Raw genomic sequence first — 14,387 nt, 5'->3', positions numbered from 1 at the left:
GTTATTAATAATGAATAAAAAACTTTATATTCCACTTATTTTATTTTTAGGCTTAACTATTGCCTTTTTTGTTCAATTACAGCGTAATGCACAAGGACAGGATCCTAAAGCGTTAGAAAGTGCATTAATAGGTAAATCTGTTCCGATTAACAAACTACAAGATCTCAATGATGATCAAAAACTTTATGATAAATCTCTTTTTCAACAAGGGAAGCCATTGTTAATTAACGTATGGGCGACGTGGTGTCCTACTTGCTATGCGGAACATAAATATCTTAATAAGCTGGCAAAAAAAGGTATCACAATCATCGGCATTGATTATAAAGATCAAACAGATAAAGCTCAAAAATGGTTAAAAGATTTAGGCAATCCTTATCAAGTTACCATAAAAGATGAAAAAGGGGCATTAGGTCTTGATCTAGGCGTTTATGGTGCACCTGAAACCTTTATTGTTGATGGTCAAGGAATTATTCAATATCGACATACAGGTGATATCAATGAAAAAGTTTGGCAAGAAACATTAGCACCAATTTACAATAAATTAACTGAGTTAAAATAATGAGAAAATCGTTCTATTTTATTACCGCACTTTTTTTAGGGATACTGTTTACTTCTTTTTCTTTCGCTGCTATTGAAGCGTTAAATTTTAAATCAATACAGCAGGAAGAAGACTACCATTCCCTTACTCAAGCATTGCGTTGTCCGCAGTGCCAAAATAATAGTATTGCCGATTCAAATGCAAGTATTTCTGTGGATATGCGAGCAAAAGTATTTGAATTGCTAGAAGCAGGTAAAACCAAAGAGGAAATTACCCAATATATGATCGATCGTTATGGAAATTTTATTACCTATGATCCACCAATTACAATAGCAACATCTCTTTTATGGATCATTCCTATCATTCTTATTTTATTAGGTATATTCTTTGTATTACATAGACAATCTAGTACTAGTACAATAAAAAATAATAAAAATAATATTGAATCCGAAGAACAAATCTTAACGGATGAAGAACGAGCCCGTTTACAAGCACTGCTAAATAATAAAGGAAAATAATCAATGAATTTTTGGATAATTACTAGCTTATTAACATTTGCAATTGCATTATTGTGTTTCTATCCTTTATTGCAAAAAAAATTAACAAAACAAGAAAGTGTTGATCGAGATAAACTGAATAAAACTTTTTACTTTAATCGCTTACAAGAACTTGAAGAAGATGAACAGCAAGGATTAATATCAAATAGTGAACAATTAAAAACTGAACTACAACAATCACTATTGCAAGATATTCCTTTAAAACAAAAAGAAGTAGTAAATAACAATACTGTTCTTGGAAAAATTTGGTTCGTATCTGGTTTTCTTGGATTACTAATTATCTCAACACTCTCCTATACCGCAACAGGTTCTTGGAAAGAGGAAATGATGCTTGAGAAAACAGTCGAAAAGTTACCGCACTTTTATGAACGCCTAAAGGAAGAAGAAACAAAACCGCTTGATGATTCAGAATTACAGCAATTTATTATTGCTTTGCGTTTAAAATTACAAAAAGAACCGAATAATGCAGAAGATTGGTGGCTATTAGGTCAAGTCGCAATGGCTCAAGAAAATGGGCAACTTGCCCACGATAGCTATGGGCGTGCTTACAAGCTCGATCCTAATAATATTAGATATAAAATATCTTATGCTCAACTCTTAATGCTTGCTAATGATGAAGCAGATAAGATAAAGGGAACAACATTATTAAGAGAAGTACTAAGAGTTGAACATACAAACTTGCAAGCTCTTAGTTTATTAGCATTTCAATACTTTGAAAGGGAAGATTATAAAATGGCAGTCGCAACTTGGTCAATGATGTTGCGTTTATTACCAAAAGATGATCCTAGAGTTGAAGTTTTGAAGAAAAGTATTCATATGGCAAGTGAAAATATTAAATAAAGCTACTAAATACATTAATTGTAAAATGTATAACAAATATCTAAATATAAATATCTAGTCATACTACTTAATATTAGGTAATATACTCAACAAATTAATAAGATGATTAAATGTTTCCAAGATAATAATATATTTTGTTATATGCAAAGGAATAATATGAATTTAATTAGGGTAACTGATTATTACAAATTTATTTTATTTACTATTATTTTTTCATTTGTATTTCCTAAATATGCTGATGCGGAAAATTATTCTATTCACTTCTCAGAAGAAGGTGTCATAAAAAATAAGGATATTTTAGATGAGCCTTTAGAATTAGAACAGTCAGAGAGTAAATTTCTTTATTTCATTAATGAGAAAGAAAAAACAAATAATCAGCAAACCGCCTATCTTACTACAACATCTCAAAAAATATTGGATACAGATCTTTCTAATAAAAATAAAGATTATCTTGGTGGTAGCACAAAGTTTGAAATGTATAAAATAGGTGAAAATACAACCTCACATACAATCTTTGAATCAGGTGCGGGGATTTGTAAAGGATACCAATCTCAATATGGTGTTGATATTACTGACTCTAGGACCTATTACTTTGATAAACGAGAGAATGAATATTATGCAAGTATTACCAGCGCTACCATTTATTCAAAGAACGCGCCTAAATATACCCAGTATGCCCCTATTTTTAATATAAAAGATCCCGAAAATGCTCAAAATATTCAGAATGATGAAAACAAATATGGTATGCATATTGCTAAACGCAATATTCAAAACACATCAAAAGTTTTATATAAAACTATTTGTAAATAATATATTACAAATGAAGAATTTCTTTTACGAAAGGAATAGTTAATTTTCGATGAGATTGTAATGAAGCTTTATCAAGTAATGTTAAAGTTTTTAGTAACTCATTTAAATCTCTATCTAGACGTTTAAACAAAAAATTGGCTGTTTCATCAGATAATTCAATACCTTTTCCTCGCGCATTGTGCTGTAACACTTCTATTTTTTGCTTTTCATTTAATGGCATTAACTGATAAATTTCTCCCCAAGATAAACGAGAAGATAAATCTGGTAGTTTTATATCAATGGCTAATGGTGATTGATTAGCACTAATAAGTAAAATAGTTTTACCACTTTCTTTTATTCGATTGAATAAATCAAAGATAGCAAGCTCCCATTCTGAATTGGATACAACTGATTGAAGATTATCTAAGCAAACTAATTCTTGGTTTTCAAGTCCATCTAAAACAGCAGGGGAAAAATAATGAGATTTATGCAAGGGTATGTAGATAGCTGAACGTTGTTGTGTAAAAAAATAGTTAGAGCAAGCCTTAAGTAGATGCGTTTTTCCACTACTTTTAATTCCCCAAATATAAAAAAATTGTTGTTGTTGTTTTTCAAAATTTTTTTGTAAAGAACTTAATAATGATAAATTGTTATCACTATTGAAATTTTCTAATGTATCATCATCAATCTGATGAATCGGAAGTAATAATTGATCAGCCAATATTAGATACCCTAAAGTATTTTATTTAAGCAGATAGAGAACAGCTAAATTAGCTCTATCTGCTAGATAAATTTAATCTTCTATTTTATTCTTAGCTGCTGGCAATATTAGATTTAAGATAATTGCTACCACAGCACATAGACTGATGCCTTTCAATGATACTTCTCCAAAATTCAGGAACATACCACCAATACCAAAAGTCATTACCACAGAAATAATACAAAGATTACGTGCTTCTGTTACATCAACTCTACCTCGAATTAATGTACTCATTCCAACAACAGCAATAGAGCCAAATACTAACATCATAATTCCTCCCATTACAATAGTCGGAATGGTAGATAAAAATGCACCAACTTTACCGCAGAAAGAAATCGCAATCGCCCATACTGCCGCCCATGTCATAATCTTTGGATTGAAATTACGTGTTAACATTACAGCCCCTGTTACTTCGGCATAAGTCGTATTTGGCGGTCCACCAAGTAATGCAGCAGCGGAAGTTGCAACACCATCGCCTAATAAAGTGCGGTGTAATCCAGGTTTTTTTAAGAAATCTTTACCAGTAACAGAACTAATTGCCATAATACCACCAACATGTTCTACAGCCGGTGCTATAGCGATTGGTAATAAATATAAAATAGCTTCAAGTTTAAATTCTGGTGTTGTAATTTTAGGTAGGCTAAACCAAGCGGCTTCTCTTACTGGAGTAAAATCAATTAATCCTAAGAATAAGCAAAGAATATAACCTGTCGCAATACCAAACATAATTGGGATTAATTTCATAATACCCTTTGCAAAAACAGCAATACCCAATGTTACAACCAATGTTACCATCGAAACCAATACAGCATCATCATAACTATAAGGACTATCTTTTCCTACTGCCATATTAACCGCAACAGGAGCTAATCCCATACCTATAATAATAATTACAGGACCTACAACTACTGGCGGAAATATTCGTTCTAGTGCTTGTGAGCCTTTTAATTTAACTAATGTACTCAACGCAAAGTAAACTAACCCCGCTCCTGCTAGTCCACCCATTGTAGCAGGAATGCCCCACGTTGCTACGCCGTACTGAATAGGTGCAATAAATGCGAAAGAAGAGGCGAGAAAAATTGGAACCTGTCTTCCAGTACATAATTGGAATAATAATGTCCCAATACCAGCGGTTAATAATGCGGTATTTGAGTCAAGCCCTGTAATTAATGGTACTAATACTAATGCACCAAAAGCAACGAATAACATCTGTAAACCTACAAATGCCTGCTTTATAGAACTTGATGATTCTATTGGTGCTATATTTTGATCGTTATTTGTCATTAAGTTTCATCTCTCTGTCTGAATTAACTAAAATGTAAAGTCTATAACAAAAATAGACTAATGAAAAAATGGTGCAATCACCATTTCTATTTGGAACTATTTTGTTCCAAAAATCTTATCACCAGCATCACCAAGACCTGGTATAATATAACCATTCTCATTTAAACGCTCATCAATCGAAGCAGTATATAGCTCAATATCAGGATGTGCTTTTTCTAGAGCGGCTAATCCTTCTGGCGCGGCAACCAATACTAACACTTTTATATATTTACAGCCCTTAGATTTTAATAAATCGATCGTCGCAATCATTGAACCACCTGTTGCCAACATCGGATCCACGACTATCGCTAAACGTTCTTCTAAATCACTTGCTAATTTTTGGAAATAAGGGATCGGTTCTAATGTTTCTTCATCTCGGTACATTCCAACAACACTAATTCTTGCGCTTGGGACGTGCTCTAATACACCATCCATCATCCCTAAACCAGCCCTTAAAATAGGGACAACCGTTACTTTCTTACCTTTAATACGATCAATCTCAACTGGTCCGCACCAACCGTCTAAAATAACTTTTTCAGTTTCCAAATCGGACGTTGCTTCATAAGTTAAAAGACTACCCACTTCAGTAGCCAACTCACGAAAGTCTTTAGTGCTAATATCTGCAACTCTCATAAGCCCTAGTTTATGTTTAACTAACGGATGTTTAACTTCAACAATTTTCATTATTTTCCCCTATACTTTATATGTCACAAAATTTTATAAAATCGTCAGATTTTAAATCAAAATCAGAAAAATTAATAGAAAAAATATGGTGTTGAACAAAATAAAAAATAATTTCAATAAATAAACTTAAACTTATCTAAAAATAATTCTCGAACTTCCATATAATCACCATTTAAAAATAACAATGAACGCCTTGCGTATAAAGATGTTTTTGGATCTTGATACCATTCTAAATTAATTCTTATTGGGTTCTTAGGAAATATCCATAATCCGATAGGACGCTCACCTAATTCAGTGATATCTTTTTCGTACTTTTCCATAATGGAATGAGAAAAATATGTTTGAGCGAAAATCCAATTTTCTCCATTTCCTTTTAAAATTACCTCTCTTAACCAACTTGATTGAAAAAGTGCGGTACTTTTTAGTTCATTTTCTTCATTTATCCAAGATTGGGAAATAACCTCAATATCAAGATATTGACAAATACATTGCAATTTTTTAGTAAGTGATCCCTTTTCAAATAACCAACTTTTTATATTTGGCAAAATAAAAGAGTTTTCATTTTGCCAATCTTCTGTGGATAAAATAGATCTGTATAATAAAAGTTCTTCTTTTTGAGGCATAATATTTAAAAATTAGAAACTAGGAAAGGATTATTATAACATTAAATAAAAAAAGAATATTACTATACTAATCACTGATAAGGTTTTACTGATTGGGAAATATGTTCAATTAATATTATAAGAAAATCATTTCTTGACCTTTTTTTCAGCAAACAAACATTTTTTACAAAACAATTATTGACAGATTTTTATAAGCAAGTAAAATGCTCGCCACTGACAGCAAATGTTGCAGCAATAAGCGGGAATAGCTCAGTTGGTAGAGCACGACCTTGCCAAGGTCGGGGTCGCGAGTTCGAGCCTCGTTTCCCGCTCCAATTTGTATATGCTACGGCGTGTTAGCAAAGCGGTTATGCACTGGATTGCAAATCCATGTAGCTCGGTTCGACTCCGGGACACGCCTCCATTAAGCAGCCGCAAATTAAATATTGCCCGAGTGGTGAAATCGGTAGACACAAGGGATTTAAAATCCCTCGACTTTCGAGTCGTGGCGGTTCAAGTCCGCCCTCGGGCACCATCATTGAAATAATGATACAAAATAAAAGATAGTCGCATTAGCGACTTTTTTTATACCCAAAATCTTTATCAATCATTAAAAGTGCGGTCATTTATTATTCAAAAAAAATCTGCACTCAATTGTTATCCTAGCATTCTAACAAATTATAGTGCAGATACTTATCAATATACTCACTTTATTCAACAATAAAACAAGCTATTTTAGTGCCATCTTCATAGGTTTTTAATTCTGGACGTTCTTGCTGACAACGTTCGGTAGCAAAACGACAACGGGCATTGAAGGCGCAACCTTTAGGCGGATTAAGTGGACTAGGCAACTCTCCTACTAGTTTTATTCTCTCTCTACGGTGTTCTTTTTCTAATCTTGGTGTCGCAGAAAGCAAGGCTTGTGTATAAGGATGACGAGGATTACTAAAAATAGTTTTTGTTTCACCTTGTTCCACACAACGTCCTAAATACATTACCATCACTTCATCAGCGATATGTTCTACCACAGATAAATCGTGAGAAATAAACACATAAGACAACCCCATTTCTTCTTGTAAATCCATCATTAGATTTAGCACTTGTGCACGTACAGATACATCAAGTGCTGAAACAGGTTCATCAGCCACCACAATATCAGGATCAAGCATTAAACCACGAGCAATAGCAATACGTTGTCGTTGCCCTCCAGAAAACATATGAGGATAGCGATCATAAAATTCTGTCTTCAAGCCAACTTTAGACATCATTTCAAGCACTTTTTCTTTACGTTCCGAAGCTGATAATGATGTATTAATCAATAAAGGCTCTTCCAAGATTGCCCCTACTTTCTTTCGTGGATTTAAAGATGCATAAGGATTTTGAAAAACAATTTGGATTTTTTGTCGACGTAATGCTTCAACCTCTTTATCATTTACTAAAAAGTTCTGCCCATTATAAAATAAATCACCTTCTGTTGGGCGTTCAATCATAGTAAGCATTCGTCCTAACGTTGACTTACCACAACCAGACTCTCCCACAACAGCAAGAGTTTTTCCTGTTTCTAAGGTAAAAGAAACCCCATCCACAGCCTTTACTAGTTGCGGTTTGCTAAATATTCCTTTTTTTACTGGATAATATTTTTTTAAATCTACCGCATTAAGAAGCGGTGCATTATTATTTTTTTGCATTTTTTATTCCTGCTAAATCATTTTTCTTTACTATCTCGTTATATAGAAAAATGTATAGAAATCTAACGCCCCAAAGGCAATCCCATCGCATCTAACGGCGTATGACACTTAACTTTTCGCTCATTTAACTCTCTTAATTCAGGCTCTTTCTGTTTACATAACTCTGTGGCATAAGGACAGCGTGGATTCAATAAGCAACCTTTTGGTCTATCATATTTTCCAGGAACGACACCAGGTAATGACTGCAAACGTGATTTTCCTTCTGCAAATTCAGGTAAAGCATTTAATAGAGCCTGAGTGTAAGGATGCAGAGGTGCTTTAAAAATTTCATCGGCAGCACCTTCTTCCACAACTTGTCCAGCATACATAACAATAATACGATGAGCAGATTCAGCAACAAGAGCAAGATCATGGGTAATCAATATCAATGCCATATTTTCTTTACGCTGTAACTCAAGCAATAAGTCAATAATCTGAGCTTGAATAGTAACATCTAATGCTGTTGTGGGTTCATCCGCAATAAGTAGTTTAGGATTACAAGCAATCGCCATTGCAATCATCACTCGCTGACTCATTCCACCTGATAATTGATGAGGATAAACATCTAAACGAGAAACAGGATCTGGAATTCCTACTAACTCAAGTAATTCAATCGTTCGATCTCGACGACTTGATTTCGAACCGCCTTGATGAGCTTTCAAGGCCTCCATTATTTGATAACCTACTGTATAGCTTGGATTAAGACTCGTCATTGCATCTTGGAAAATCATTGCAATATCTGCGCCAACAATTTTTTGTTTTTCTTTGGCTTTAAGAGATAACAAATCATTCCCATCAAAATGAAGCTCACTTGCCATAACCTTACCTGGAAAATCAATTAATCCCATAACTGCTAATGAACTAACTGATTTACCCGATCCCGATTCGCCAACAATACCTAAAACTTCCCCTTCATTAATTTTATAGCTGATTCGATCTACCGCTTTAAATGGAGATTTTTTATCACCAAAATGAACTGAAAGTTCCTTAACCTCTAATAATGACATAGAACATCTCCCCCTTACTGCTTAAGTTTTGGATCAAGGGCATCACGTAAACCATCACCCATTAAATTAAATGCAAGCACCAACAATAAAATAGCAACACCTGGTATTGTCACAAGCCAGTTAGCTGATTGCATAAATCCTCTAGACTCAGCTAACATCGTACCTAATTCTGGTGTTGGAGGTTGAGCACCAATGCCTAAGAAACCCAATGCAGCAAGTTCTAAAATTGCATTTGAAATCCCCATTGTCATTTGAACAATTAAAGGCGCTAGACAATTAGGTAAAATAACAATAAACATTAATCGCCAAACATTTGCACCTGCAACTCTTGAGGCCGTAACATAATCCCGATTTTTTTCACTCAATACAGACGCTCGAGTTAATCTTACATAACTAGGAATAGAAACAACAGCTATGGCTATCGCTGCATTAACCAAAGATGGACCTAAAATTGTTACCACACCAATAGTTAATAACAAACTTGGTATAGCCAACATAATATCCACAAAACGCATAATGAAAATATCAATTAATCCACCATAATACCCAGCAAGCAATCCTAAAATAACACCGAGAACACAGGACATTAAAACAATTAACAAACCAATAAAAACGGATAATCTGGCACCATAAATAATACGAGAAAGAATATCGCGTCCAATATCATCCGTACCAAGTAAAAACTGCCAATCCCCCCCTTCAAAAAAAGCGGGAGGTAATAATAATGCATTTCTATTTTGAACAATAGGATCAAAAGGTGTTATAACACTTGCAAAAACAGAAACAAAAAAGACAATAGCAATAAAAATTAAACCAACAAATGCACCTTTATTTTGGCGAAAATAATACCAAAACTCTTGAAAAGGCGTTAAAGGTGCTGGAGATTTTTCTATATGAGACATTATAATTACTCCAAAAATAAATTAATGATGGCGAATACGAGGATTAACCACACCATAAATAAGATCAACAAATAGATTTACTAAAATAATAATAGTTGAAATAATTAATACCGAACCTTGTAAAACAGGGTAATCTCGAGAGTTAATCGCATCAATAATCCATTTTCCAATTCCTGGCCATGAAAAAATATTTTCAGTTAATACTGCTCCCGATAATAGTTGTCCCACAATTAAACCCACAACTGTTACCACAGGAATTAATGCATTACGTAATGCATGAACAATAACGACTCGAGTAGTACTTAATCCTTTTGCTTTAGCAGTACGAATATAATCTTCTCCCAGAACTTCCAACATAGAAGAACGAGTCATTCTCGTAATGATCGCCAGTGGAATCGTTCCAAGTACAATAGCCGGTAAAACTAACGACTTAATTGCAGCCCAAAAAGCACCATGCTCATCTGAATTCCAAGTATCAATTAACATAAAACCAGTATTTGTTTCAATCCAATACTCAGCAGGTAATCTACCTGAAGCGGGTAATCCTAATGGTGTAGAAATATATAAGATTAAAATCAATCCCCACCAAAAAATAGGCATAGAATATCCTGTTAAAGAAAGCGAAGTCACCGTATGCGATATCCAAGAATCTTTTTTTACCGCCGCAACCACTCCAAGTACAATCCCTAGTACCAAAGACCATAGTAAAGCAAAAAATGCAAGTTCAACGGTTGCAGGGAAAAGAGTGAAAAATTCTTTCAATACTGGTTGATTATTACGAAATGAATTACCAAGATCACCTTGAAATACACCCGCCACATAATTAAGGTACTGTTGATATAAAGGTAAATCTAATCCTAATTGATGTATCATCTCTAAATGAAGTTCTGGAGAAAGTCCTCGCTCTCCCATGCGAATTTCAATTGGATCACCAGGAATTAAATGTACCAAAGCAAAAGTAATTAAGGTTATCGCCAAAAAAGTAGGGATAACCATCAAAATACGTTTAAGAATAAATTGAAACATTGAAAATCTCTGTTGTAATAATTAAGTAATACATATAACCTAATTAAGCTATTTAATCAAATAACTTAATAGGATAAGTAATAGTATTTAATAATAAAAGATGCCATATTTATGTTTAATCATAAATATGGCATAAATATATCACATTACTTTATTTCGTCTAAATCAACAGCGTAAAAATCATGTAACCCAAATGGACTGACAACATAACCTTTCACTTCTTTACGAACTGGAAAATAGGTTGTTGAATGAGCAATATTGATCCATGGTGCTTGCTCATGGAAGACAACCTGAGCTTGCTTATACAATTCTGTACGTTTTGTTTTATCGACTTCTTGAGTCGCTTTCGTAACTAAGTCATTAAATTCTTTATTACAGAATTTTGCATAGTTAGATCCTTGTTCAACTGCGGCACAGCTTAGTAATGTATTTAAGAAGTTATCAGGATCACCATTATCACCTGTCCAACCCATCATACCAGTTTGATGATCACCTGAACGCATACGTTTAAGGTATTCACCCCATTCATAACTCACAATTTTTGCCTTAACGCCAATTTTATCCCAATCTTGTTGAATTAACTCAGCCATACGACGTGCATTAGGATTATAAGGACGAGAAACTGGCATTGCCCATAAATCAGTTTCAAAACCATTTTCAAATCCAGCTTCTTTTAATAGTGCTTTTGCCTTTTCAGGATTATATTCATAATCTTGAATATCATCATTATAAGACCACATTGTTGGTGGAATTGGATTTTTGGCCACTTCTCCTGAACCTTGATATACAGCATCAATGATTGCTTTTTTATTTACGGCATAACTTAACGCCTGACGAACCTTAACATTATCTAATGGTGCTTTTTGAACATTAAGTGCTAGATAGCCAATATTTAAGCCAGGTTTAGTTAATAAAGTAATTTGTGGATCATTTTTTAACTTATCAAGATCAGCAGGATTCGGATATGGCATCGCATGACATTCCCCCTTCACCAATTTAGCATAACGTACTGAGGCATCAGGTGTAATAGAAAAAACTAAACGATCAAGTTTTGATTTACCTTGCCAATAATCTTTAAATGCTTTAAAACGTACAGTAGAATCTTTTTGGTAAGACACAAACTCAAAAGGCCCCGTACCAATTGGTGTGCTATCTACTTTCTCTGGTGTACCTGCTTTTAACATTTTATCTGCATACTCAGCAGAAAAAATTGAAGCAAAATCCATCGCTAAATTAGCTAAAAAAGGGGCATTAGGTACTTTTAAACTAATTTTAACGGTGTAATCATCTAGTTTTTCTATTTTATCTAAGATATTTTGCATATCCATACCAATAAAATATTCATAATTTCCGCCAGACACTTTATGATATGGATGATTTGCATCTAATTGTCGATTAAATGAAAACAGTACATCATCTGCATTAAAATCACGAGTTGGCTTAAATTCCTTATTACTGTGGAATTTTACCCCTTTACGTAAATGGAATACATAAGTTTTCCCATCATCAGATACTTCCCATTTTTCAGCAAGTCCTGGAAGAACGTTTGTCGTACCATTTTCAAAAGAAGTTAAACCATTAAAAATAGTTCGACCTGATGAGTCTAGTGTTGCCCCATCCGTTCCAAATTGAGGATTAAAGAAAGAAGGCGATGCTTCCATACAATAAACAAATGTTTTAGGCGCAGCTATTGCACCCGTCGAAACGAATGCCAATGCTACTAAAGAAAGTTGTGTTAGTTTTTTCATTATTTCACTCCGTTATCATTGTTATAAAAATGTTATTATTCAATACACCTCTACTAATATCAAAAAAACTTATGTTATGCAATACTTTTTTTTATCCATTATTATAGTAATTTAACCTAAATAATCGTTCTTTAGCATAATTTTGTTGAAAATATTACAACAATTAAACCAATATATTTACCTTGATCTTAGAAAAAATAGATAGTTGATAACTACCTAATAAATAATTTAACCTATAACAATGTTAATTAAATAACAAAAAATGTTAAAAAAATGACAAAGATCATTGTTTTTATAATTTTAAAGAGTATTATTAAAAACTAATTGGTAGATAATTATTTAACTAAGGAGAAGAAGAAAATGAAACCAATCGAAATTGCAAAATTTATTGACCATACCGCATTAACCGCAGAAAAAACAGAAAAAGATATTATTGGACTATGTAATGAGGCGCTAGAACATCATTTTTTCTCTGTTTGTATCAATCCTTGCCATATTCCTCTAGCAAAAGAAATATTAGCAGATTCTGATGTAAAAATTTGCACAGTAATAGGTTTTCCTCTAGGAGCTAATTCAACTGCGGTTAAAGCCTTTGAAACAAAAGAAGCAATTAATGCTGGCGCACAAGAAGTCGATATGGTAATTAATGTAGGTTGGATAAAATCAGAAAAGTGGCAAGCCGTAAAAGAAGATATCGCACAAGTATTAAATGCTTGTAATGGTGTTCCGCTAAAAGTTATTTTAGAAACTTGCTTGCTTACTAAAGAAGAAATCGTTAAAGCTTGTAAAATCTGTAAAGACTTAAATGTTGCATTTGTCAAAACCTCAACAGGCTTTAATAAAGGTGGTGCAACAATAGAAGATATAGCATTAATGCGTAAAACTGTTGGAACATTAGGCGTTAAAGCATCGGGAGGTATCCGTGATACAGAAACAGCTTTAGCAATGATCAAAGCAGGAGCAACTCGTATCGGAGCAAGTGCAGGGATTGCTATTATTAATGGATTGAAGGATACTAGTCGCACATATTAATTAATAATATTAGGAGCCTTTGTAATGGATAAAAAAATTCAATCTCGTATTCAAAAATTAGACTTTTTACTAAAAAAAATGGATAAACTTCATTTAAAAGAAGCCGCTAGTATTTTGAATATATCAGAAATGACTATACGTCGAGATTTAAATACTCACAAAGGCTCTATCGTTTTATTAGGAGGATACATTGTTAGAGATCCTCATCTAAGAGAAAAAAATAACTATCTTATTTTCGAACAAGAAACGAAAAATATTGCAGAAAAAATGCACATTGGCAAAATTGCAGCCTCCTTAGTTGAAGAAGATGATATTATTTTCTTCGACTGTGGTTCGACTATCCCTTTTATTGCCTCGCAAATTGATCCTACAATAAAATTCACCGCACTTTGCTGTTCTATTAATACTTTTATGGTGCTACAAGAACGTTCTAATTGCGAAATAATTTTATGCGGAGGAAACTATTCTCGTAATAATTCTTTTTTCTCACCAATACAAAACCACTCTATCATAGATTCAATATGTACAACAAAATCATTTATTTCAGCTGCAGGAATTGATCCCGAAAAAGGCGTAACCTGTTTTGACTTTAATGAAGCGATGATTAAACAAAAAGCAATGAAAAAGAGCGGTCAGAATATTTTAGTATTTGATTCCACAAAAATGAATACTGTTCATAAAGCCTATGTTAATACTCTCAATAGCTTTGATGTGATTATTTGTGATAAAAACCTTCCAGTAGAATTTGGTAATGAAATACCGAACGTATTGAATTAGCTTAAATAAAAATATCTTTTACTATATAATTTGCGGTGAAATAACGATTATCAGACTTCAAGTGCTATAACATAC

Annotated in this window: 15 protein-coding genes and 3 tRNA genes; 9 read left to right on the top strand and 9 right to left on the bottom strand. The window is 33.3% G+C overall.

Going from position 1 to position 14,387, the window contains the following annotated elements; all coding sequences use genetic code 11:
- Positions 1-10 precede the first annotated feature (10 nt).
- The 4 genes from EV697_RS00880 (at position 11) to EV697_RS00865 (ending at position 2,745) form a co-directional block, all read left to right on the top strand.
- Positions 11-559 (top strand): DsbE family thiol:disulfide interchange protein, encoded by a 549-nt coding sequence (locus EV697_RS00880; protein ID WP_132021607.1) that lies wholly within the window; start codon positions 11-13, stop codon positions 557-559.
- Positions 559-1,056: a cytochrome c-type biogenesis protein gene (locus EV697_RS00875; RefSeq protein ID WP_165906454.1), complete on the top strand. Its 498-nt coding sequence runs from the start codon at positions 559-561 to the stop codon at positions 1,054-1,056. Before EV697_RS00880 ends, EV697_RS00875 begins: the two co-directional genes overlap by 1 nt.
- A 3-nt stretch (positions 1,057-1,059) precedes the next feature.
- Positions 1,060-1,935 carry a c-type cytochrome biogenesis protein CcmI gene (ccmI, locus tag EV697_RS00870; RefSeq protein WP_132021603.1) on the top strand — a complete coding sequence of 292 codons (876 nt, stop codon included), beginning with the start codon at positions 1,060-1,062 and terminating at the stop codon, positions 1,933-1,935.
- 156 nt (positions 1,936-2,091) lie between these two features.
- Positions 2,092-2,745 (top strand): DUF8095 domain-containing protein, encoded by a 654-nt coding sequence (locus tag EV697_RS00865; RefSeq protein WP_132021601.1) that lies wholly within the window; start codon positions 2,092-2,094, stop codon positions 2,743-2,745.
- A gap of 4 nt (positions 2,746-2,749) precedes the next feature.
- Here the strand turns inward: EV697_RS00865 and hda are convergent, their stop codons facing one another.
- The 4 genes from hda to EV697_RS00845 form a co-directional block, all read right to left on the bottom strand.
- Positions 2,750-3,445, bottom strand: a complete 696-nt coding sequence (gene hda / locus EV697_RS00860; RefSeq protein WP_132021599.1) for a DnaA regulatory inactivator Hda — start codon at positions 3,443-3,445, stop codon at positions 2,750-2,752.
- Between the two features lie 72 nt (positions 3,446-3,517).
- Complete coding sequence (locus tag EV697_RS00855; protein ID WP_132021597.1) at positions 3,518-4,768, bottom strand: nucleobase:cation symporter-2 family protein; 1,251 nt, start codon at positions 4,766-4,768, stop codon at positions 3,518-3,520.
- Between the two features lie 96 nt (positions 4,769-4,864).
- Positions 4,865-5,491, bottom strand: coding sequence for a uracil phosphoribosyltransferase (upp, locus tag EV697_RS00850; protein WP_132021595.1), 627 nt, complete (start codon positions 5,489-5,491; stop codon positions 4,865-4,867).
- Positions 5,492-5,604: 113 nt separating this feature from the next.
- A complete protein-coding gene (locus EV697_RS00845; protein WP_132021593.1) occupies positions 5,605-6,114 on the bottom strand; it encodes a chorismate lyase in 510 nt (169 codons plus the stop codon).
- A 238-nt stretch (positions 6,115-6,352) separates the two neighbouring features.
- Between EV697_RS00845 and EV697_RS00840 the strand changes: the two genes are divergently transcribed.
- The 3 genes from EV697_RS00840 (at position 6,353) to EV697_RS00830 (ending at position 6,628) form a co-directional block, all read left to right on the top strand.
- Positions 6,353-6,428 (top strand) — tRNA-Gly (locus EV697_RS00840).
- A 15-nt stretch (positions 6,429-6,443) separates the two neighbouring features.
- Positions 6,444-6,517 (top strand) — tRNA-Cys (locus EV697_RS00835).
- A 24-nt stretch (positions 6,518-6,541) separates the two neighbouring features.
- A tRNA-Leu gene (locus EV697_RS00830) sits at positions 6,542-6,628 on the top strand.
- A gap of 175 nt (positions 6,629-6,803) precedes the next feature.
- Here the strand turns inward: EV697_RS00830 and EV697_RS00825 are convergent.
- The 5 genes from EV697_RS00825 to EV697_RS00805 all read right to left on the bottom strand — a co-directional run bounded on the left by EV697_RS00825 (position 6,804) and on the right by EV697_RS00805 (position 12,503).
- The gene (locus tag EV697_RS00825) at positions 6,804-7,781 is read right to left on the bottom strand and encodes a peptide ABC transporter ATP-binding protein (protein WP_132021591.1); all 978 of its coding nucleotides are present in this window, start codon (positions 7,779-7,781) and stop codon (positions 6,804-6,806) included.
- A 62-nt stretch (positions 7,782-7,843) separates the two neighbouring features.
- Positions 7,844-8,827 (bottom strand): dipeptide ABC transporter ATP-binding protein, encoded by a 984-nt coding sequence (gene dppD / locus EV697_RS00820; protein ID WP_132021589.1) that lies wholly within the window; start codon positions 8,825-8,827, stop codon positions 7,844-7,846.
- Between the two features lie 14 nt (positions 8,828-8,841).
- A complete protein-coding gene (locus EV697_RS00815; RefSeq protein ID WP_132021587.1) occupies positions 8,842-9,729 on the bottom strand; it encodes an ABC transporter permease subunit in 888 nt (295 codons plus the stop codon).
- Positions 9,730-9,750: 21 nt separating this feature from the next.
- The gene (locus tag EV697_RS00810) at positions 9,751-10,755 is read right to left on the bottom strand and encodes an ABC transporter permease subunit (RefSeq protein WP_132021585.1); all 1,005 of its coding nucleotides are present in this window, start codon (positions 10,753-10,755) and stop codon (positions 9,751-9,753) included.
- A 146-nt stretch (positions 10,756-10,901) separates the two neighbouring features.
- Positions 10,902-12,503 carry an ABC transporter substrate-binding protein gene (locus EV697_RS00805; protein WP_132021583.1) on the bottom strand — a complete coding sequence of 534 codons (1,602 nt, stop codon included), beginning with the start codon at positions 12,501-12,503 and terminating at the stop codon, positions 10,902-10,904.
- A 360-nt stretch (positions 12,504-12,863) separates the two neighbouring features.
- Here EV697_RS00805 and deoC point away from each other — a divergent pair, with 360 nt between their 5' ends.
- Positions 12,864-13,535, top strand: a complete 672-nt coding sequence (gene deoC, locus EV697_RS00800; protein WP_132021581.1) for a deoxyribose-phosphate aldolase — start codon at positions 12,864-12,866, stop codon at positions 13,533-13,535.
- A 24-nt stretch (positions 13,536-13,559) separates the two neighbouring features.
- Positions 13,560-14,312, top strand: a complete 753-nt coding sequence (gene deoR / locus EV697_RS00795) for a DNA-binding transcriptional repressor DeoR (protein ID WP_132021579.1) — start codon at positions 13,560-13,562, stop codon at positions 14,310-14,312.
- Positions 14,313-14,387 lie beyond the last annotated feature (75 nt).

Source organism: Bisgaardia hudsonensis (genome assembly GCF_004345785.1).
GTDB classification, from domain to species: Bacteria; Pseudomonadota; Gammaproteobacteria; order Enterobacterales; family Pasteurellaceae; genus Bisgaardia; species Bisgaardia hudsonensis.
This window is presented reverse-complemented; position numbering and strand designations above follow the sequence as displayed.

What these genes read in the sequence shown, in the direction of transcription:
- EV697_RS00855 (WP_132021597.1), bottom strand. Translation starts at nt 4,768, where the DNA reads ATGACAAATAACGATCAAAATATAGCACCAATAGAATCATCAAGTTCT.
- EV697_RS00825 (WP_132021591.1), bottom strand. Translation starts at nt 7,781, where the DNA reads ATGCAAAAAAATAATAATGCACCGCTTCTTAATGCGGTAGATTTAAAA.
- dppD (WP_132021589.1), bottom strand. Translation starts at nt 8,827, where the DNA reads ATGTCATTATTAGAGGTTAAGGAACTTTCAGTTCATTTTGGTGATAAA.
- EV697_RS00845 (WP_132021593.1), bottom strand. Translation starts at nt 6,114, where the DNA reads ATGCCTCAAAAAGAAGAACTTTTATTATACAGATCTATTTTATCCACA.
- deoR (WP_132021579.1), top strand. Translation starts at nt 13,560, where the DNA reads ATGGATAAAAAAATTCAATCTCGTATTCAAAAATTAGACTTTTTACTA.
- ccmI (WP_132021603.1), top strand. Translation starts at nt 1,060, where the DNA reads ATGAATTTTTGGATAATTACTAGCTTATTAACATTTGCAATTGCATTA.
- EV697_RS00815 (WP_132021587.1), bottom strand. Translation starts at nt 9,729, where the DNA reads ATGTCTCATATAGAAAAATCTCCAGCACCTTTAACGCCTTTTCAAGAG.
- EV697_RS00810 (WP_132021585.1), bottom strand. Translation starts at nt 10,755, where the DNA reads ATGTTTCAATTTATTCTTAAACGTATTTTGATGGTTATCCCTACTTTT.
- EV697_RS00880 (WP_132021607.1), top strand. Translation starts at nt 11, where the DNA reads ATGAATAAAAAACTTTATATTCCACTTATTTTATTTTTAGGCTTAACT.
- EV697_RS00875 (WP_165906454.1), top strand. Translation starts at nt 559, where the DNA reads ATGAGAAAATCGTTCTATTTTATTACCGCACTTTTTTTAGGGATACTG.
- deoC (WP_132021581.1), top strand. Translation starts at nt 12,864, where the DNA reads ATGAAACCAATCGAAATTGCAAAATTTATTGACCATACCGCATTAACC.
- upp (WP_132021595.1), bottom strand. Translation starts at nt 5,491, where the DNA reads ATGAAAATTGTTGAAGTTAAACATCCGTTAGTTAAACATAAACTAGGG.
- EV697_RS00805 (WP_132021583.1), bottom strand. Translation starts at nt 12,503, where the DNA reads ATGAAAAAACTAACACAACTTTCTTTAGTAGCATTGGCATTCGTTTCG.
- EV697_RS00865 (WP_132021601.1), top strand. Translation starts at nt 2,092, where the DNA reads ATGAATTTAATTAGGGTAACTGATTATTACAAATTTATTTTATTTACT.